Consider the following 20,834-nt stretch of genomic DNA (forward strand, 5'->3'; position numbering starts at 1 on the left):
AGCGGTGGTTTTATCCACCACTCCACGTTTTCACCAGTAATCCTTGCTTCACATGAAACATTGCGGCAGGACTCACTGGTGCTGACAACGAATGAATGGAGTCCCTAATGGCCTTTGACGTTGCCATCATTGGAGCAGGAATTGTAGGTGCAGCGTGTGCCCACGCGCTTAGTAATCGTGGAATCTCAGTTGCAGTTATCGATCGCTCTTTGCCGGCGAGTGGTACCAGTAGCCACTGCGAAGGCAATCTGTTGGTTTCAGATAAAGGTGCCGGTCCAGAGCTTGATTTGGCGCGGCACTCAATTGCTTTGTGGGAGAATTTAGCGCAATCATTAGGTGAAGAGCTCGGGCCGAAATTTCCTTCGGTTGAGTTTGAACCTAAAGGTGGCATCGTCGTTACGACGACGGAAGCAGGAGCTCAGCCTTTAATAGACTTTGCGGGAGAGCAAAGAGCTTCGCTTATCGATGCCCGCGTAATGGATCTATCAGAAGCACTCGAGCGCGAACCACACCTTAACCCCGAGATCACAGCAGCTGTTTACTATCCAGAAGACTGTCAGATCCAGCCAACGATTGCCACGGAAGCGTTATTGGCGGTTGCACGCAAAAACGGTGCCGAGGTTTTTAGCAAGACAGAGGTAGCTGCATTGCTGCGGGATCCTTCAGGTGCGGTACAGGGTGTGCACACTGCCCGCGGAGACATTAAAGCAAAGAATGTCGTGGTAGCAGCAGGGCCGTGGTCGGGGAAAGTTTCAGAAGCTCTCGGGGCACCGGTACCAATTAAACCTCGTCGCGGAAACGTACTTGTCACCTCACGCATGCCGCATCGCGTGTTTCACAAGGTCTACGACGGGGATTATTTCGGTGCTACGCAGTCTGCCGATGCATCACTGCAAACAGCCGCGGTCATTGAATCATCGCAAGCCGGAACTGTATTAATTGGCTCGAGCCGTGAGCAAGTCGGTTTTAACGAAGCAATGCACGCTAACGTACTTGCGGAAATGGCGCAGAAAGCTTTGCGAGTATTTCCATTTCTATCCGACGCAGCCATCATCCGTTCTTATGGCGGGTTCCGTCCGTACATGCCGGATCATCTTCCGATTATTGGCGATGATCCACGGATTCCTGGTCTTTTCCATGCATCAGGTCATGAAGGCGCAGGAATTGGGCTATCCGTTGCAACCGCAGAAATCTTAGCCGCTCGTCTTTCCGGCGGCACAGCATCCAGTCCGTTGGGAGACATTGATGACGCGCCCTTCGATCTGCGCAGACCTACCTTAAGTGAGTGCTTCCAGGAGGAGACCGTATGAATTCTCGACTAGTTCCACAAAGTAAAGACCCTATCCAGCGCAAACCCGCACAGCCGATTCATGTCACTTTTGACGGACAAGAACTTGCTGGTGAACAGGGCCAAACTGTAGCCGGCGTATTGATGGCTAATGGCATTGTCTCCTGGCGAACAACGACGGTTAATTCCCGTCCGCGTGGACTATTTTGTGGCATTGGAGTTTGCTTCGACTGCATTGTCCAAGTCAATGATCAACGTGACGTTCGAGCATGTCAGCGCCGGTGTAAAGACGGCGATGTCATTGTTCCGCAGCATGATGAACTGCCGGTGGTGAAAAGCAATGACTAGTACACCAGATATGTTTGCCTCAAATTCTGATTCCAGGCATGTAGTGGTGGTTGGTGGTGGGCCAGCCGGGCTTGCCGCTGCGGTTGCTGCCTCAAAGCAGGGCGCGCGAGTAACCCTTGTTGAAGCATCTGATGAACTTGGTGGCCAATTCTGGCGACACCTGCCCGAAGAAAGAGCAGGCGCGAAAGAAGCCAAGCTGCACCACAACTGGGACACCTACGTGCAGCTGCGTGACTCAGTTCTGAACGATGACACTTGCGAGGTGCTGCTCGAAGCCCAGGTATGGGCTATCGAGACTGAAAATGCGAAGTCAGTACTCAACGTGGTTGTAGGAAATGTTGATGACGGCGACCGAACCCCCGTGCGTTTATATCCAGACGCCTTGGTGTTGGCTACTGGAGCTCACGATCGAACTCTTCCATTTCCAGGTTGGGACCTACCGGGAGTATTCACCGCCGGTGCTGCACAAGCATTCGCGAAAAGCGAGCGCATTGCCGTTGGCGAACGCGTCGTCGTAGCTGGAGCTGGACCATTCCTTCTGCCAGTGATGTCCTCGTTGGCGGCAGCGAACGCCAAAGTAGTTGGCGTATTTGAGGCAAACGGCATCGGTAATCTTAGAAACTGGCTGTTGAATGCGCCGTGGAAGCTAGCCGGTGCAGCGCACAAAGGCGGTGAACTCGTCGAGTATTTAGCAACGGGAATTCGACATCGGATTCCGTACCACTTAGGTACCGGCGTTATTGCCGCTCACGGTAAAGATCGAGTGGAGGAGGTAACCGTTGCAAAACTTGGTAGCAACTGGGAACCGATTCCTGGGACAGAAAAGCGCTACAAGGCGGATGCCGTATGCGTAAGCCACGGATTTACCCCGCGTTTAGAGCTGGCTATCGCAGTAGGCTGCGAAATCTTGCCAACTAAGTTCGTCAAAGTAAATAAAGACCAAGAAACCAGCGTGCCGAATGTCTTCGCCGCAGGTGAAATCACGTCCATCGGTGGTTGCGATGCCGCATTGGCTGAAGGCGAGATAGCGGGGCACCGGGCAGCAGGCAGCAAGCGCGACAGTCCACAGCTGCGCAAAGCAGTGCGCATGCAAGCGGTATTCAATCACTTCGCCGGCAGACTCGAAGCAGCACATGGTATTCGCAAGGGCTGGACAAAGTGGCTTGAGCAAGACACCTTGTTATGCCGTTGTGAAGAAACAAAATACGGGTCATTCTGCGACACCATTTCAAAGACAGAATCATCCGGACTGCGGTCCGCGAAGCTGACAACCCGTGCTGGCCTTGGTATCTGCCAGGGACGAATATGCGGACGCAATGTCGAAGCAATTCTTACGCAGTTAACCGGTGACTCAGCTGGTGATGGCGCTCGAACCGACCGCCGGCCCATTGTTAGTCCCGTGAGGTTGGGAGATATTGCCAACTTCGGTAACAAGCAGCCTGCGTCCTTCACCTCAATTGAAAGCGAGAAATAAATGCGTTCCAAACTTCTTTTTTCAGCAGTCGATTCCCACACCGAAGGCATGCCCACTCGGGTAATCACCGGGGGATTCAAGCCGATTCCCGGTGAAACCATGAATGATAAGCGTCTTTACTTCCAGAAGAATCTGGATCATCTGCGCCAATTGCTAATGACTGAACCGCGTGGACATGGTGCGATGAGTGGAACTATCTTGATGCCGCCAACGCGCGATGATTGTGATTTTGGCGTTCTGTACATTGAGGTTTCCGGTCTGCTTCCTATGTGCGGTCACGGCACCATCGGAACTGCAACGGTCCTGGTTGAAACCGGAATGGTGGAAGTTCAAGAACCGGTAACCACCATTCGACTCGATACCCCGGCGGGCCTCGTGGTTGCACGCGTCGCGGTCAAAGATGGGCACGCGGAGTCAGTAACCATTGAAAATGTACCAAGCTATGTTGACCGCCTCGATAAAACCGTTGACGTTCCGGGTTACGGTGAGGTGCCGTATTCTTTGGCATTCGGTGGAAATTTCTACGCCATGGTCGAGCTCGACGACGTCAATCTAGAATTCGACCGGAAGAATCAGCAAGAGATCCTCAAGGCAGGGTTGGCGATTATGGATGCCATCAATGACACCGATGCACCGAAACATCCCACTATTGAAGGTCTTGATCACGTACACCACGTGGAATTCATCGCGCCGGGCTCTGATGCCAAGCTCTCACGACATGCGATGGCCATCTACCCAGGCTGGTTTGACCGTTCACCATGTGGCACGGGTACGTCAGCGCGAATGGCAGAACTGTGGGGCCGCGGTGAGCTGGAGCTCGACACTGACTTTGTCAACGAATCATTCATCGGAAGCCAGTTCACAGGCAGGCTGATTAAAGAAACTAAAGTCGGCGACTATGACGCGGTCATTCCTTTGATTACTGGCCGCGCGTGGGTAACCGGTATCGGTCAGTACATGCTTGACCCGACCGATCCTTTCCCAGCTGGATTCCAGTTCTAAAGCTACACTGACACCTAGATTCGAAATGCTGCCGGAACCACACTCTGATTGTGGCTCCGGCAGTATTTATATGTCCAGGTTAGAGGTGTTATCCTCGAGGTCTGATGATTTAAGCTCCAAGTCTTTGCGAACGGATTGCGCCCTGCGTGGGTTATTGAAAATGGGCCGAAAATACCCTCTCCTCGTGAACTTTTGGTTACCACATCAGCGGGGTGGCCTGAGAGCCAGTAATTACTTATCTGAGGGTGAAAATTTCAGATAAATACACAGGAGAATCGATGTCCATTTCTAAGGTTCGAATTGCGATTGCTGCCGGCACGGCTATGTCCACGGCGTTCATTGGCGTAACCGTTGAGCAGGTGCAAGAAGAGATTTCGCAATTTAACATCACCAACATCACTGACTTCCACGGATATATTTCTCCAAGCGCGGCGCACCCGGGTGCGCCGATGCTCAAGTGTGCAGGGGATCAGGCCGCAGGCGGCCTGATCCAGGCGTTTGTTTCTTCCGGCGATAACATCGGCGGCAGCCCGTTCGCGTCATTCATTCTCAATGATGAGCCAACTTTGGCGGCGCTCAACCTCATGGGCTTGGACTACTCCGCAGTAGGCAACCACGAATTTGATAAGGGCTACGGTGACTTAACTGGACGCGTAACCGAGCTCTCTGACTTTGAGTGACTTGGAGCCAACGTTGAGGGCGGCACCCCAGCGTTGGCGCCTTATGGCATCTCTGAGCTGGACGGAACCAAGGTTGCTTTCGTGGGCACCGTGTCCCAGGAAACCCCGATGCTGGTCAACCCATCCGGCATTGAAGGCATCACTTTCACTGACCCGGTTGAGGTCACTAACACGATTGCTGATGAGCTGGTTGCCAGCGGTGAAGCTGATGTTGTGGTGGCGTTGTACCACGAAGACATCACCGGCAATGAAGCTTGGTCTGAGAACGTTGATGCAGTGTTTGCAGGCCACACCCACCAGGCGCGTGACCTAGTCACCGTATATGGTCCGCTGATCTTGCAGGCAGGCAACTATGGCCATGCGCTTGCCGATGTCGATTTCTCCTACAAGCACACCACCGACGAGCTTGTCATCGATAACGCTTCAGTACTTGGCGTTGAAGAAATCAACGCCTGCGGCAACCCAGACCCAGCGCTAGAAGCAATCGTTGCCCAAGCACAGTTGGATGCGGGCGAGGCAGGCAAGAAAGTTGTTGCCACCATCGATTCCGACCTTCTGCGCGCCAAGAACGAGGGCGAAGAATCAGGTTCCAACTACGGTGCTGAATCCCAGCTGGTCAACATGATTGCCACCGGTGTGCGTTGGTCCATGAGCACCAACACCTCCGTTACTGCTGACATCGGTTTGATGAACGCCGGTGGTCTGCGCGCTGACCTCTTCGCAGGCGACGTCACCTATGAAGAAGCTTTTGAGATTTAGCCATTCGCTGGTGAAGATTCCTACGTGACGCTGAAGGGCGCGGACTTCAAGGATGCACTGGAGCAGCAGTGGAAGGAAGAGGGCGCACGCCCAGTAGCGGCCTTGGGTGTTTCTGACAATGTTTCCTATACCTATGACATCACCCGTCCGATTGGTGATCGCGTCACGTCAGTAACCATTGATGGCGCGCCACCGGATCCAAACGCGGACTACGTAGTTGCCGCTTCGCTTTACCTGCTTTCTGGCAACGAGGGCATGAGTGCATTGACCCGCGGTACCGCCCCTGCTCAGACCGGTATCATCGATGTGAACTCCGCCATTGGCTACCTAGCTAATAAAGACGTCAAAGCCCGCACCGGCCAAGGACAGGTTTCTGTCACCCCATCTGGTGAGTTCAAGGCCGGCGAAGACATCAACTTGGAACTTCCTGGTTTGCGCTACACTCAGGGCGATACGGCCTCTGAAGACACCGTGACCTTGGGTGATGAATCCGTTACCGCTCCAATTGACCCAACTTTGGGCGAGCCAGGTTTCGTTGAATCCGGCACTGCGACCGTCACCCTTACCGTACCTGCGGAACTTGAAGGAGCACACGAGCTCAACTTCACCACCGATGCAGGCACGGATATCTCCATGCCAGTCGATATCGCTGCTGCAGAGACCGACGATGACAACGGCGGCAATGACAACAACGAGCGCCAACGAAGATGAAGGTTCTTCCATGAAGGATGCCGGTATCTTTGGTAGAACCGTGGGCCTCATCCTCGGCCTGATAAGTGCCATTGGAGTCATGACCTGGGTTGACCCACACTTCATTAAAGATGCAGCAGAAGCTGTTCATCTGAGTAGCTCAAACCGAAGTGTGCCTGAACTGCTCCGGAAAGCGGACTGATCAATCAGGTGCTGGTTTCCGGAACGCAGTTCAGGAAGCTTAACATGCCCGTCTGTAGTTTTATCTACTAGCGGTTTAAAAATTTAGACGGTTACTCTACTGGGAAAGTTGCGTTACCCCTAAATGTTAAGCACGAAGTGCGCAATGACTGCTGATGAAATATAGGTACCGAAAATAACGAGCACTGCAACTATTACGAGCTTCCATCCCGATTTCTTAAGGATATCTATCTCAATCTGACTGATCGCGAGACCGGCGTAAGCCAGGCATGGAACTGTGAGTGCTAGGAAATCCAGCTTTTCGACATGCTCGATAAAGAATGGGCCCCATGGCGTGAAGGGGAGTGTAGCGGCAATTCCAATCAACGAGATCCAAGCAACGCTCGGAATGCGAACCGGCACGTATCGTCCGATGAGTACTCCGATAATGCACATGAGTATAAGGAGGAAAAGCCCGAATACTGCTTCGATAAAGTTAATGTCGACTGCAATTAGTTGAACTGGAATTGCAATTACAGCGACAATAAATAGCAGGCTGAGTTCTTGAGTTAATGGCATGCTTGGGGGAGCATCATCATTTTGCACAAACGTATTATCTACCTGGCTCACTTTGAAGCACCTTCCATTTCATTACGGCCTCGTCCTGATTTGCGGTATATCCATTCAACTAATGGAAGAGCTACGAAAAGACTGACATACATACCGGTTGCATAAGTAAGGAGATTGCTTGCTCCCGCTAGGGCTACAATTGTGTCTTCCATCATGGGTTGAGCGCTGATGAGCCCGCCGCTGCAGGCAGCCATCATGGAACCACTACCCACACCACATGCCATGGCTAGGGCACGTATATCGAGGATGTCCATCGAAGCAAGCAAAGAGGCCGTGATTGTAAAGATGAGGGTGCCGAAAAGTGTACCGACTACGTAAACTCCCATTACACCCGCACCTTCAGGACTTTTAAGCCCGTACCGATCGGCAATAATGGCAATGTTTGGTTCCCGTGCAATTGAAAAGGTGGCCCCGATCAGCTCTCTACCCATCTTTAGGACCCAGAGTCCTAGAGGGAATGCGATGAGGATGGTGCCAAGATTACCGATTTCTTGGAGTAGTAGTGCAGGACCAGCAGCGATAATCTCTTCCATCGAAGGTCCAATTGTTGTGCCGAACTTAGCAATGAACGGCATGATAGCGATGACGATGATGGGTGATGCTCTTTGGACATCAGCCTGACGAATAAATACAGCGAACTTGCCCACAACGTTTGGATTGGTGAGGGTGGCCAATACGAACGCAAATAGCAATGGCAGTAGCAAAATTGCGCCGAACCCAATGGGGATCTCACGTGTCCCGATCAATTGAGAAATGACTGCAATGACAACTACAGTCAGGTGCACGCGCCAATCTCGAGCTATCGCACGAAAAGTCGACATATCTTTTCCTTGGTTGTGTGATCCGCCGTCTATTGATTGAGTCATGTGCGGTTCTCCTCACCTGATGGCCTAGAGGCGGTTCGGTATTGAATGAAATGGCTTCGGTGTTTCGGAGACATCGCAACATCGATGGTGGTAAATGCCAAAGCAGCGGCGGCTTCAAACATTGTCTCGTAGGCAGACGAGGTATTCGCGATCTCGGCGAAACCGGAAGAATGAATCGGATCTTGAGCCCCCGGGATGCTTAGCCAAGGATGCAAGGAGGGTATTACTTGGGAAATGTTCCCCATATCGGTTGAACCTCCGGACATTCCACGAGATGGAGATGTATTATGACCAAACGAGGCCATAGCCTCTGTCCATCCGTCGGCAAGTATCTCGTCTTGAATCAAAGATTCATAAACTGGTTGGGTGGCGCTAATTTCCAAGGACGCTCCAGTTGCTACTGCCGCTCCTTCAAAGCATTGGTGCACACGGGGAACAAGAGCTTGGAAATCATCCATAGTGAACGCCCTGCATTCAAAGTCAACGACTGAAGTTTCAGGGATGATATTGGTTACATCACCGGCTTCTTTAACGAACAACCCAACTCGGTGGTCATCGGGGAGTTGTTGACGAAGTAACCCGACGGCGACTTGACTTATTACCGCCGCATCGGCGGCGTTGGTTCCCATGTGTGGAGCGGCGGCTGCATGGGCAGCTTTCCCACGAAATACCGCACGATAGCGACCTAGTGCTTGTGCACCCGTTCCTTTAGGATTCGCAGTTTGTCCCTCTTGTACAGGGTGAAACATCATGGCTAGGTGGACACCTTCGAAAGCGCCGCGCTCAAGCATTATGGATTTTCCGGCACCGTGCTCCTCAGCTGGGGTTCCGATGGCTTTGACTGTGATTCCAAGGTGGTCGGCTAGCGGAGCTAAGGCTAGGGCCGCTGCAACGGATGCGCCCGCAATGAGATTGTGGCCGCAAGCATGACCGACTCCCGGTAAGGCATCATATTCAACGCAGAGCGCAACTACTAAGTCACCTGAACCTGTAGAAGCGCTAAATGCGGTGGCTATGTTTGAGGTACCGCGTTCAACCTCAAATCCTCCTTTTTCTAGTAACGCAGTTATCTCTGAGGCGGATTTAACCTCCTTAAATGAAACTTCGGGATGGGCATGCAGATTGCGACTCAATGTGAGGACTTCGTCCTGCCAACGTATAAGTTCTTGAACCAGATCGAACTTCATGCCATTCGTATTTCTGGCTATATCTACCAATTCCATTGTGCTTTCCTTTAGTAGTTCAATGACGGAAACGGTGCTCCGGTGGCTTGCGTTGGCACCCAGATTGCTTTGTCCTGGGTGTACTCACCGAGTACGCCCGGTCCGGAGGAGCGTCCGTGCCCTGAGTCTCCAAAACCGCCGAAGGGAACTGCGACGTGGATTGTTTTGTAAGAATTTATCCAGAAAGTTCCCGCATTAACTGACCTGGCCACGTGGTGTGCGCGGGAGACGTTGTTTGTCCAGACAGCTCCAGCTAGCCCGAAGTCAGTCCTGTTGGCTCGAGTGATTGCCTCTGTTTCAGTCTCGAATGAATCCGCTCCGACAACCGGACCGAAAACTTCGGTCGTTTCCAATGGATTATCGGAGTGTATGCCGTCAATTAGGGTCGGCATGATCCAATGTCCCCCAGAAAGTTCTGAGTTTTTCAAGGAGTCCGGAAGTAATTCTCCGGTTACTTTCTGTCCGCCGTATTCAATTCCCGAACGAATAAGGGAATTGACAGTTTCGTACTGGGGTTTCGTAAAAATTGGACCCACTTCGGTCGCAGGATCAAAAGGATCTCCCAGTTTCAAACGATTAGTCTTGTCAGCTACACGTTCGATGAACTCATCATGGATGCTGCGTTCGATTAATAACCTGGAACCTGCAACACAGGATTGCCCGGCATTTGAAAAGATTGCTGCGATTGCCCCATCTACGGCGCGGTCGAGATCTGCATCGGCAAAAACGATATTTGCGCTTTTTCCTCCAAGCTCCAGAACCGTCGGTATACCTTTTCCAGCAGCCGCTACAGCTACTTTCCGGCCTGTGGGGACAGAGCCGATAAAGCTTAGCTTGCCTACACGACTGTCGGTGCTAAGTGAGGCGCCGACGGTATTTCCGAGTCCTACGGCGACGTTGAATACACCGTCGGGTAGGCCAGCTTCGTGGGCTAACTGAGCAAGACGGACTGTAGAAGCGGGAGTAAATTCACTGGGCTTGACAATGACGGAGTTTCCTGCAGCTAGCGGAGCCGCTGAATTCCACCCAGCAGTAAAGATAGGTGCGTTCCAAGGAGTGATGGCGACTACGACGCCCCAAGGAACACGCTCCGTATACGTGTGCCAGTTACCAGGGACCGGTATAGTTTGCCCCATTATCTTATCGGCCCATCCGGAATAGTAGTTGAACATTTCAACAACTTTTGAAACTTCAGCGCGGGCATCCCGGATGGGTTTGCTTGTCGTCGCTGATTCTAGAACTGCTAGTTCCTCGTGGTGCTTTTCTACGACTAGTGCGATATTTCGAAGTATGTTCGCACGCTCGAACCCATCCAATGCCATCCATGTCTGTGCACCTCTTGATGAGCTTTCGAGCAATGAATTGATTCCTTCATCACCGAGATCTGAGTATTGAGCGAATGGTTTCCCTGTTGCGGCGGCGGTCAACATTATAGAAGACCCACTTCCTTTTTCCACCCGTCCGTCGATGAAAGAACCAAAACCGGTTGGGAACGTGGTATTGAAGATGGCTCCTGTGTTTTGGGTAGTGAAAGCTGTTGGTGTAATCGTATTAGTCATTTGTGCTAAATCTCTCGAGTATCAGAGGTTTTCGGCATTCGATAGGTCACCTGATTTTGTGATTGCAGGGGCCACGGAATGCGCTATTTCGGTGAAATCGGCTGTTGGTCCCAAGCTGGTCAGCGCTTTCTGCCATTGTTCGCTGACCGATTTGAGTAACTGAGGATCCTCACCAATTTGTTGGGAGATGCTAACGGCAAGCGCAGAGTCGCGGGCCATGAGTCCGAGTGCGAAGCCGGAATCATGAGTTCCTGATAGGACCCATGTTGGGTACATATGATTCGAAACCTTACTTCCTCCAGAGGCGTTGCTGATGCTGGCAGCGGCGGTACTCGGATTAATGCCGTATGCATTTGCTACAGCTAGGGCTTCTCCGACAGCGACCAGATTGGTAGCCGCTAAAACGTTGTTCAGCAACTTGACTACGTTCCCACTACCAGGGCCACCGATATGGTCATAATTCCCACCAGTGAGGGCCGTTAATATTGGCTCAGCTGATTGAAGTGCTCTTTCTGTGGCGCCGATAAAGGCACTTAAGGTTCCATTTGCTGCCCCGTCTCGGCCCCCGGAAACGGGGGCGTCTACGAAACTTGCTCCTTGTTGTTCAGCTAGCGCAGCCATTTTAGTGCTGACGTCGGGTTCTGAGGTGGTGGTATCTACAATCGAAATTGTTTCAGATCCCTTGAGTAGCTCAGGAACGGTGAGTTCCACGACTTTTGCGGATGGTAGCGAAAGTACAGCAAATGGCGTACTGGAAATTCCTTCTAATGCGCTGACAGTTTTAATGCCAATTTCTTCAGCATTCTTGCGTGCAGCCTCCGAAGGGTCGAAGCCCGTAACTTGCCAACCAGCAGAATGCAGGGTCGAAGCCATAGCTCCCCCCATGGCTCCTAGGCCAATGACGGCGGCTCGCTTATCAAGTTCATTTCTCATATAAATTCCTTTTGTCTGATGACGAAAATTGAATAGAGATTGAAGGGGTTTAGGAATCTGGGATGCAAATCCTAATCCACGTAAATGTCCAATTCTTTTCCAAGGTTTTGAGAGCGACGTAGGATCGCTCGACTACGTTCTGGTTGTGCGGCCTCCATTCCGGAAAGTAGGCCGTAAATTACAGAGGTAGCTGTGGTGACTGATTGAAAGAATGAAATTCCTTCGGAAGGGATAATCAATAGATGGTCTGCGACAGCTGCTAAGGGTCCATGTCGCATATCAGTAACAACCACAATGGTCACTCCGGCTTGTTTTGCAGATTCAGCGACGGACAAGACCTCCCGAATCTGCCGCCATACATTCATGACTACGAGTACGTCGTTCTGGTCGAGGGTATTAATACTCGTGACTAGGTGGAGCCCTCCGCGGTCTTCCATGGAAATTGGGTAACCCATGGTGGAACCCAAGTGCGCCATTACTGTCGCCGGTCCTGCGAATGACCCCGACCCGATGACTTTTATGGAGCGTGCTGAGGATAATGCGGAAACTGTAGATTCGACTTCTGATGAGGAATTTGCTTCCAAGGTTAATTGTAGATTTTCAATATCGTGGTGGATCGCTGCATGCACTGGACTTTGGTGATCTCCGCTGTCGGTTAGTTTTTCAACGGTGGAAATTGTTGCCAAGTACCGAGCTCTAAGCTCACGCTGAAGATCTGGCCAACCGCGATAGCCCAGGCTTTGTGCCGTTCGGACAACGGTTGAGCTGTTGACTCCTGCGCGCTCTGCGATGTCTGATAATTCAGCATAAGAAGATAATTGGGGATTTCCTGCGATCACTCCTACTACGCGGGTTTGTGCTTTGGAGAGGGGGATATCCGGCAGTGCGTCACCGAGCCATGATGTTGGGTCGGGAACGATTTGCGTTGACGAGAGACTGTTGTACATATCCTATTACCACTTCTTTGTTTTGTGGGTCACAATGCAACACTAATTGCTAAGTTACATTTTGGCAATAGCGGTTGCAGAGTTAATGCAAGGAAGGTGTTTTAACCGCTATTCGGTGTGCCTGTGCGGTGTATAGGCGGCAATCTTCGATAGATAAAGTTGCGGTTAGTCGACTGATGCAGGTAGGAAATCGATTATGTCCAAAGCGATGCAGGTCGGATGCCACTGAAGGGTATAATCCTTGAACGGTGTTCGAATTGCGAATGATCAATCGATTTCGACCAAACCTGTACTCGAATGATTTAAGAAATTGTGCGATATTTACTGCTAAAACTGTCTAGTGCGCTTAAAGGATGGTTGTCTTTCTGAAGCTCAACCGTGAGCCGACATGGCCGAGCTATTTCGACTTAGTGAGTGTTAGCTCTGGTGGAGACCTAATTCAGCAACAAATGTTTCTTGATAGCAGCGGTAAAGGCATCGACGTCGGCTTCGGTGGCGTCGAAAGAACAGACCCAGCGGACTTCATTGGTTGTTGCGTCCCAGTCATAGAAGTGGAAGGGCGTGGCCCCTGAAAATTAGACAGGTTAGGGGCAGTTATGCTGCCTTGGATAGTGTACTAAATCGTGCTTCGAAGTCATCCGGCGATATCTGTCCGCACTATGAATGCCGGCGTCGGGTGCTGTATTTTATGCACCAGCGAAAGACCTCCTGACGGCATTGCAGCGGATTGACAAAGACTTTCCTTTCACGAAGGACTTCTCTTTTCATCGAGGAATTAAGAGACTCCGGCATAGCATTACCAGCGCTGGTACCAACCGCGCCCATGGCCTGGGCCACACCTAAAGCCTGACAGCGTGTGCTAAACGCCCCTGACGTGTACACACAGCCGTGATCTGAATGGAAGATGGCACCGTCAAGCCCGCCACGTACCGCATTGGCATGTTCTAAAGCTTCAATCACGAGGCTGGTACGCATATGATCAGCAATCGCGAAACCAGCAAGCTTGCGCGAGTACAGGTCAATGACTGTAGCTAGATACATATTCGTACCGTTCTTACAAGCCAGATAAGTAATATCGCCGACATATACCTGGTTCGCAGCGTTGGCGTGAAAACGGCGCTTTACCAGGTCTGCGAAAGCCGGATTCGCCGTGCTGCGCCGGGTTGTCACGCACCGGCGGCGTTTTGTAAAGCCACGTAGGTTCATGTTTTCATGATCCGGACAACCTTTTTATGATTAACTCTGGCAAAGTCTTTGACTTCGTTTAGCGAGGCAGTGATGCGTTTAGTACCGGACAAGCCTTTTCTTCATCAAAGACCGCAGCAATTCGGGCTCCAAGCACACCATCAGCACACGTCCTTACGACATGACGTGTCTGTCTGGCTTTCCATTTGTAAAACGATGAGCGCGTGAGCTTTAAAACAGTGCACATCCGCTTGACCGAGTATTCGGTGCGGTGGTCTTTGACAAACTTAGAAGCGGATCACCAGCGTGTCTGGTCGGCAAAATATTTCGCAGCCTTACGCAAAATGTCTCGTTCTTCGCGTAGTTTGGCGTTTTCTCTTTCCAACGCACGTATACGTTCGGCATCGGATACATATTCTGCCTGGGCTTTAGCCTCAGCCATGCGTGTCTTCTTCCCGGTGCCGAATTCCTTTTTTTCATTGATGCAATGAGGCCCGATTGACTCCTAATTCAGCCGCGGCAGCAGCCAGAGACAAGTCCTCATTTCTTTGATTATTGGCCGAGTATGGGTGACTGAGATTGGACAATACTTGTTCGATCCGACAGTTCCATTCTCAGCTGGATTCCAGTTCTAGGAAACTTGGATAAAAGAGTCATGCTGCCGAGGCAATAGTTTGATTGTCGCCTCGGCACTATTTATGTATTCATGCCAGCAGCCCAACGCCCAAGCACTTTCGTGTTGTGGACGTCCTTGATTTCGCCGATGAAGATGTTGCGGTCAAGGGCGATGAAGTCGGCGGATTGCTGGCTTCGATGGTCCCGGTCTCATCGGCAATGCCTAGGGCCTTGACGGATTCGCGGGTGAATGCGGCCATGGCTTGGGGCAGTGTGTTGGATTGGGCGATGTTGACGGTGCGGTCGCCGTAGTCCGTGCCTGATTCGCTGCGGGCTTTGCCGTCATTGGCGGCAGCCTGGCGGGTGACCATGCCTTCGATGCCGTGCCAGGGGTTAAGAACCGGGAGGCCGACGGGCCAGTCAGAGCCGCCGGCAACCAGGGCGCCGGTGGCCGGGAGATCTTTGAAGGGCCAGATATTGGCCATGGTTTCATCGGCGACGAAGGCGCCGACTCCATCGTTGAGCGGGCTGGGGAACCACATGAATGGGCAGGCATCGGCAGCCACGTTGAGTTCCGCGAAGCGCGGAAGATACTGCTCAGAGATAAAGGACATGTGGGCGATCTGCATTGAGGGGCCGCCGTCGGCGTCTCGACGGACGATTTCAGCGGCGTCGAGAGCCTGGCGCACAGAAGCATCGCCGGTGGCGTGCAGCTTGGCATCAAGCCCCAACTCCGCACAGCGGCGCAACGCGGCCACGAGATCATCCAAAGTCCAGTAGAGCTCACCGCGGAAGTTCGGATCGTGGCTGGAGTGATTACATTTATACGGATTTAACAGCGCGGTTGTATGCGTGGTGGGAACACCGTCTAAGACGAACTTCGCAAAACGCGGCTTAACGTGTTCGCTCTCATAAGGTATGCCGGCGGCGAAGAGTTCTTCACCCACGGTGCCATCTTCAATGAAGGGACGCATGGGCATCGATGCAATCACGCGCATGTCCAACTCGCCGGCTTCTTCCAAAGCGGCCAGGCCTGCAAAGTGCGGAAGCATGGTCGCGGCATCTTGCACGGTGGTTATCCCCAGCGCAGCCAGACGATCTAGTGCGGTGCGGAGTGCTTTAACCTGGCGCTTTTGCGGATCAACGTGGGACCTAGCAGCTACACCTTCGGCCATCGCGCAGGCTAGCTCCCATAAAGCGCCGGTAAGCCGGCCTTGATCATCGCGAACGTACGTGCCGCCTTCTGGGTCAGGGGAGTCAGCGGTGATACCCATGGCTTCAAAAGCGGCGGTGTTGATCTGCCGGTTGTGCATGGTGTCATCGCGCAGAAGCACCGGATGGCCGTGGGAAGCTTCGTCGAGTTTTTCTAGAAACTCCACGTTATTCAGCGTGGGCAGCACACCGCTGCCGATGATGCCGCCAATGATCCACTCGCCTGGTTCCAGGCGTGAGGACCACTCGCGCACCTTTGCCAAGATAGTTTGAGCACCATCGGTGGGATCTAAAGGTAACTCGTGAGCCAATTGGGTGCCGCCGAGGCTTAAGTGAAGGTGGCCATCGATAAGCCCTGGCGTAACAATGCCCTTATCAATCGTAACTGTTTCATGCTGCTCACCAACTTGGTTCTCGACGTGTTGCTGCGTGCCGGCGGCAATGATGCGGCCATCTGCAACGGCGAAGGCTTCGACCCAGTCATTATCGGCAATACCGGTCCAAATCTTTCCGGTGTATACGGTTGTCTGCGCCATTTACTGCTCCTTCTTATCCCGTATGCCGTTGATGACCTGGCGGGCGGTGGTCAGGCCTTTCTCCAAAGCGCCGTCGACGCAGACCCCGCGCCAGCCGTAGGCGTAGTCCGATCCGGCGAAGAAGAGCTGGGAATCGATGTCGTCGAAAAGGCTCCAGCCTTGGGTGAACTGGCCCTTACGCAGCGTGCCCCAGGCCTGGCCAGCCCACTTATCGGCAACCCAGTCGTGGCCGGTGGTATCTACTACTTCCAGGTCATCGCGCCATTGGTTGATAACAGCTTGGGCGTCTTCGATGGAGTTGAGATCAATATTGGTGCTGTCGTAGCCAAAGCCCACCAGGATGGTGGTGTCATCATCCATGAAGTATTCAGAGCGCACCACGGACATCTTGGCCGGCTTTGGTGCATAGCCTAAGAAGCGGTGGTGGCCTTTGATCTTGATCCAGATCTTCGCACCTTGGGAGTTCCACTTGTCATCGATAACGCTTTGTACAGCATCGGGCAGGGCAGGGGAGAATTCAATATTGCTCAGCGCGCCCACTGGCACGGTGCAGATTACTGCCGATGCTTCGATGACCTCACCTGATTCAGTCGTCACGGTTGCGCCATTGTCGTGGTGCTCGACCCTAGCCACCGGGGTGTTGAGGCGAATATCGGTGGTGAGGTCGCCGGCGATGCCATCGTAAAGCGAGCGCATGCCGTTATTCAGCTTCCACTTCAAGGTGATATCTTCCATCACTCGGTAGCGATTATCAGACAGTGCACCCCATTGCTTCGCCATCAGCGCGGAGCCGGTGTACGGGTCGCCGATGTATCCGGCGCACCAGAAGGCATCGACAAGATCGATGGTTTCTTGGTCGAATCCAGCATCTTTGACAAGATCAATGGCGTTTTTCTGGTCATCGGCAAGAAAACGTTCACGCACTTCGGCTGGGCCGTCGAAGTCATCAGAGAGAACCCATAGCGGATTAAGCGGGTTGGGGAAGTACTCTTCACTGCCTTCATAGGTCACGTCCATTGCGGCGGTGAGCTTTTCATCCAGGTCATCCTCGGTACCCTTGACCACCTTGCCGTCAGTTACCCAGTGGGCATCATTGCCGGAAGGAGACGCCGTGATTTCCGTGCGCTGACCATAGCGCATGACTTCAGTCCAGGTGTGTGCTTGGAACCAGTGCACCCAGGTAGCACCCAACTCCAGCGGGCGACCCATGCGCTCTTCGGTCCAGGCACGCCCGCCGATGCGGTCTTTGGCCTCCAAGATTTCATATTCAATGCCAGCGGTTTGCAGCTCGCGCGCAGCAACCAGACCTGCGAATCCGGCGCCGATGATGACAACTTTGTTGTTGGACATGTCAGAAGTTTCCTTTTCTTTAAGTGAATGATGCTGGCTTCGAGTAGGCAAGTACCTACACCGTCGCCGCGGGCTCGGGTTCGACCTCCGCTACCTCGCCCGTGATGTGCGCGGAGTTCATGGTGTTGCGGCGGATCAAAATCTCACCCCAGATAAGGCCAATGAGCCCGGAACCTAAGATGATGGCCGGCATGATCCAAATCATGAAGAAGTCTTCGGTGTCCATCATGAGGTTGAAGTTGATAAGAATCAGCGCGGTTACCACCGCCATACCAATGCCGGCGAACAGTGGCGCGATAGTTTTCACAAACACGCTGTACTCACGGTGGTAACGGTTCGCCCACACCATCACGGCGAAGCTGGTGACCGCCAGCAGGAAGGTCAGGCCAAAGGCCGCGGCGTTGGTAAACCAGGTAAATAAGGTCACCACCGGAAACAGTAATTCTTGTTCTGAGCCACTGCCGACGATGGCAAAGACCACCAGGACCACAATTGCTAGGATGGATTGAGCTAGCGAGCCACCGATTGGTGCACCGTTCTTCGCGGCTCTTCCGAAGGCTGCAGGAAGAACTCCGGATTGGCCAAGGGAGAAGAAGTAGCGGGCGGCCGCATTGTGGAACGCGATGAGAGCTGCAATCAGGCTGGTGACAAAAAGCAGGTGCGCGGCATTCGATGCCGTGGAACTAAAGTCCGCGAGCCAGACAAAGACCAGGTCGGGGCCAAATTCTTGTGCTTGGCTAACGATGCTCCTTGGCCCCACGCCCATCTGCAACGCCCACGCGGAGAACGCATAAAAAGCAGCGATGATACCGACGGCAATATATGTTGCACGGGAAACAGTGCGTTCAGGATTCTTGGCTTCCTCCGAATAGATCGCGCCGGATTCAAAGCCCATGAAAGCGGCCATCGTAAAGGCTAGAAGCACACCGATGCCTGGGGTGAAGAACTGATCCGGCTGCCAACCGCTCGTGCTAACTCCTTCTGGGGCATTGGCAATGGCCATGACGGAAAAGACAATGACCAGCAAAAATTCCAAGGTGACGATGACGCCCAGTACCTTGGCCGAGAAATCAATGTTGTTCACGCCCAAGATGCCAACGATGAGCCAGCCCACGATGCCGAGCAACCACCACGGAAGTGCTACCCCGGCTAATGCCTCAATGGCATTAGCCGCGGAGAACCCAAAGAGCCCATACAGGCCAATCTGCATGAGGTTATACGCAACGAGCGCCAAGATAGCGCCGGCAATTCCTTGGCGCAGCCCCAGACCACGCGCAATAAACACGTAGAAAGCACCTGAGGATTGAATCTTACTGGCCATACGCCCATAGCCCACGGCGAACAGTGCCAGGATGATGCCAAGTACCACGTACCCAATGGGCACTCCGAGCAATCCTGCAACCGCGTAGTTAGTGGGCGCACCACCCGCCAACACCGTCAAAGGTGCCGATGCCGCGATGATGATAAATACCAATGACGCCGTGGACAGCTTTCCGCTTTTGAGTCCATTGTGAGTGTCTTGTTGTAACGGTGAAGTAGTCATATCGGTCTTTTCTGCCGGGAATAAGAATTGATGTGAATCTCTCTAGGTGCTGAAAGTGTTTCACGCCACGTTTAAGTTCTACTGGTGTAGAGAATAAACCCGAAGTGACGCATTGGCAAGGGGATATCTGAAATTAGTTTGAACCACGCAACAACCAACTTGAGCAGCGTGAGTGCTTAGTACAATGTCAACAGCACTATTGAGTGGAGAAAATGAATGCCAAAAGTAGTTGACCATGTACAGCGCAAGCGGGAGCTTGTTGAATCAACGTGGCGGGTTATTGCGCGCCTAGGACTCGCCGGTGCCACGATGCGGCAGATTGCTGAAGAAGCGGGTTATGCCAATGGTGCATTGAAGCCGTATTTTCCCACCAAGATGGACCTTTTAGAGGCCACGTTTGAACACGTTTATAGCTCCACCGAAGAGCGTATTAGCAAGTCCATCGAAGGCCTGCGTGGGTTTGAAGCACTGCGTGCGATGTGCCTGGAAGTCCTCCCATTTACTGAACGACTGCGTGATGAGGCGCGGATAGTTGTGTCATTCTGGGACAGCGCTGCCCAAGATGAAAAACGTGCGGCACTAGCTGCGGTTTCAACGAACCGGTGGTGCGAAATGGTGGCCACGATGCTCAAAGAAGCTAAAGATGATGGGCTGCTTCGTTCAATTTCCAACGTTGAAAGCACGGCGGAGATACTGGTGGTTTTCTTGCAAGGCTCGCAGATCACCGCGGTTATGGACCCAGACGGTTTTAACGAGGAGCGGATCCTTAATCAGCTGGAGGCGTACTTGGATCTTCTGCGCGCATAAAAGGCTAGACTCGCCCGGAACAGATCCGAGTGGACTACAAGCCAAGAGGAAGATTTATGCCAAGCGTTGAACTAGGCAGCAGCGGGCAACAAGTACCCAACATTATCGCGGGAATGATGCGCATCGGAGATAAGTCTGATGCGGAGATTCGTGGTTTATACGATGCCGCGCGTGAGGCTGGCGTCAGCTACTTTGATCATGCGGATCTTTATGGTTTCAACGTTCCCGAGGGCGGGTATCACTTGTGCGAGCGGAGGTTCGCAGAGGCGTTGAAGCTATCTTCAGCGGAGCGCGAAGATATTATTGTGCAGTCGAAAACGGGAATCATCGACAAACCATCGGGCTATGACCAGTCCTATGAGCACATTGTTGCTTCAGCAGAGCGATCGTTGCAGGCCCTGAATATGGACTATTTAGATGTGCTGTTGCTGCACCGCCCAGACGCTTTGGTGGAACCGGAAGAAGTAGCGCGTGCTTTTGATGATCTTGCGGCAGCTGGGAAGGTGCGCGCTTTTGGCGTCTCCAACCACACTCCACGTCAGATTGATCTGCTCAAGACTGCCGTGGAGCAGCCGATTCAGATCAACCAGGTGCAGCTGTCAATTACACATTCTGCTTTGGTTGCGCAGGGCATGACGTCGAATATGACTACTACTGGGGACGCCATCACCCGCGATGGAGGCGGATTAGTGGACTACGCGCGGATTAATGACATCACGCTGCAGGCTTGGTCGCCTCTGCAAAAAGGGAGTGAGCCGGGAATCTTCCTGGGCTCGCCGGACTATCCGGAACTCAATGCTGAGATTGAGTGTCTCGCTGAGAAATATGGCGTGGAACCCATCGCCGTTGCGTGCGCCTGGATCACGCGTCATCCTGCGAATATGCAGGTTGTGCTGGGCACGACGACGCCCTCTCGCATCGTCGATGCCGCAGCGGGTTCAGATATTTCGCTATCCCGCGCAGAGTGGTACAGCCTTATCCAGGCAGCTGGTCACAAGCTGCCTTAG

At 52.8% G+C, this 20,834-nt stretch carries 16 protein-coding genes and 2 pseudogenes; 8 read left to right on the forward strand and 10 right to left on the reverse strand.

The window, feature by feature from the left end; translation table 11 throughout:
* Positions 1-107 precede the first annotated feature (107 nt).
* The 6 genes and pseudogenes from C5Y44_RS08980 (at position 108) to C5Y44_RS09005 (ending at position 6,262) form a co-directional block, all read left to right on the forward strand.
* Entirely contained in the window at positions 108-1,310 is a 1,203-nt protein-coding gene (locus tag C5Y44_RS08980; protein ID WP_105324631.1) for an FAD-binding oxidoreductase, read from the forward strand.
* The gene (locus tag C5Y44_RS08985; RefSeq protein ID WP_105324632.1) at positions 1,307-1,636 is read left to right on the forward strand and encodes a (2Fe-2S)-binding protein; all 330 of its coding nucleotides are present in this window, start codon (positions 1,307-1,309) and stop codon (positions 1,634-1,636) included. Before C5Y44_RS08980 ends, C5Y44_RS08985 begins: the two co-directional genes overlap by 4 nt.
* The gene (locus C5Y44_RS08990; protein ID WP_146108489.1) at positions 1,629-3,110 is read left to right on the forward strand and encodes an FAD/NAD(P)-binding oxidoreductase; all 1,482 of its coding nucleotides are present in this window, start codon (positions 1,629-1,631) and stop codon (positions 3,108-3,110) included. The genes C5Y44_RS08985 and C5Y44_RS08990 overlap by 8 nt, the downstream gene beginning before the upstream one ends.
* Positions 3,111-4,112, forward strand: coding sequence for a proline racemase family protein (locus tag C5Y44_RS08995; RefSeq protein ID WP_105324634.1), 1,002 nt, complete (start codon positions 3,111-3,113; stop codon positions 4,110-4,112). It begins immediately after the preceding gene.
* 278 nt (positions 4,113-4,390) lie between these two features.
* Positions 4,391-4,792 (forward strand): hypothetical protein, encoded by a 402-nt coding sequence (locus C5Y44_RS13475; RefSeq protein ID WP_233189927.1) that lies wholly within the window; start codon positions 4,391-4,393, stop codon positions 4,790-4,792.
* A gap of 108 nt (positions 4,793-4,900) precedes the next feature.
* Positions 4,901-6,262 (forward strand): annotated as a pseudogene (locus C5Y44_RS09005) (bifunctional UDP-sugar hydrolase/5'-nucleotidase).
* Between the two features lie 300 nt (positions 6,263-6,562).
* Here C5Y44_RS09005 and C5Y44_RS09010 read toward each other — a convergent pair.
* From C5Y44_RS09010 to C5Y44_RS09065, 10 genes and pseudogenes are all read right to left on the reverse strand, one after another.
* Entirely contained in the window at positions 6,563-7,051 is a 489-nt protein-coding gene (locus C5Y44_RS09010) for a hypothetical protein (protein WP_105324635.1), read from the reverse strand.
* A complete protein-coding gene (locus C5Y44_RS09015; RefSeq protein WP_199186023.1) occupies positions 7,048-7,917 on the reverse strand; it encodes a DUF3100 domain-containing protein in 870 nt (289 codons plus the stop codon). The genes C5Y44_RS09010 and C5Y44_RS09015 overlap by 4 nt, the downstream gene beginning before the upstream one ends.
* Entirely contained in the window at positions 7,914-9,140 is a 1,227-nt protein-coding gene (locus tag C5Y44_RS09020) for an amidohydrolase (protein ID WP_105324637.1), read from the reverse strand. The genes C5Y44_RS09015 and C5Y44_RS09020 overlap by 4 nt, the downstream gene beginning before the upstream one ends.
* An 11-nt stretch (positions 9,141-9,151) precedes the next feature.
* Positions 9,152-10,699, reverse strand: a complete 1,548-nt coding sequence (locus C5Y44_RS09025; protein ID WP_105324638.1) for an aldehyde dehydrogenase — start codon at positions 10,697-10,699, stop codon at positions 9,152-9,154.
* Between the two features lie 21 nt (positions 10,700-10,720).
* On the reverse strand, positions 10,721-11,632 hold the full coding sequence (locus tag C5Y44_RS09030; RefSeq protein ID WP_105324639.1) for an NAD(P)-dependent oxidoreductase: 912 nt from the start codon (positions 11,630-11,632) through the stop codon (positions 10,721-10,723).
* Positions 11,633-11,703: 71 nt separating this feature from the next.
* Positions 11,704-12,579 (reverse strand): MurR/RpiR family transcriptional regulator, encoded by an 876-nt coding sequence (locus C5Y44_RS09035; protein WP_105324640.1) that lies wholly within the window; start codon positions 12,577-12,579, stop codon positions 11,704-11,706.
* Between the two features lie 594 nt (positions 12,580-13,173).
* Positions 13,174-14,363, reverse strand: a pseudogene (locus tag C5Y44_RS13605) (IS3 family transposase).
* Positions 14,364-14,468: 105 nt separating this feature from the next.
* Positions 14,469-16,127 (reverse strand): amidohydrolase, encoded by a 1,659-nt coding sequence (locus tag C5Y44_RS09055; protein WP_233189929.1) that lies wholly within the window; start codon positions 16,125-16,127, stop codon positions 14,469-14,471.
* Complete coding sequence (locus tag C5Y44_RS09060; RefSeq protein ID WP_105324642.1) at positions 16,128-17,477, reverse strand: NAD(P)/FAD-dependent oxidoreductase; 1,350 nt, start codon at positions 17,475-17,477, stop codon at positions 16,128-16,130.
* Between the two features lie 55 nt (positions 17,478-17,532).
* Positions 17,533-19,020 carry an APC family permease gene (locus C5Y44_RS09065; RefSeq protein WP_105324643.1) on the reverse strand — a complete coding sequence of 496 codons (1,488 nt, stop codon included), beginning with the start codon at positions 19,018-19,020 and terminating at the stop codon, positions 17,533-17,535.
* A 216-nt stretch (positions 19,021-19,236) separates the two neighbouring features.
* Between C5Y44_RS09065 and C5Y44_RS09070 the strand changes: the two genes are divergently transcribed.
* Together C5Y44_RS09070 and C5Y44_RS09075 are read left to right on the forward strand one after the other, a co-directional pair.
* The gene (locus C5Y44_RS09070; RefSeq protein ID WP_105324644.1) at positions 19,237-19,827 is read left to right on the forward strand and encodes a TetR/AcrR family transcriptional regulator; all 591 of its coding nucleotides are present in this window, start codon (positions 19,237-19,239) and stop codon (positions 19,825-19,827) included.
* 56 nt (positions 19,828-19,883) lie between these two features.
* Positions 19,884-20,834, forward strand: a complete 951-nt coding sequence (locus C5Y44_RS09075; protein WP_105324645.1) for an aldo/keto reductase family oxidoreductase — start codon at positions 19,884-19,886, stop codon at positions 20,832-20,834.

The organism is Corynebacterium sp. J010B-136 (genome assembly GCF_002967075.1).
In the GTDB taxonomy this organism is placed as follows: domain Bacteria; phylum Actinomycetota; class Actinomycetes; order Mycobacteriales; family Mycobacteriaceae; genus Corynebacterium.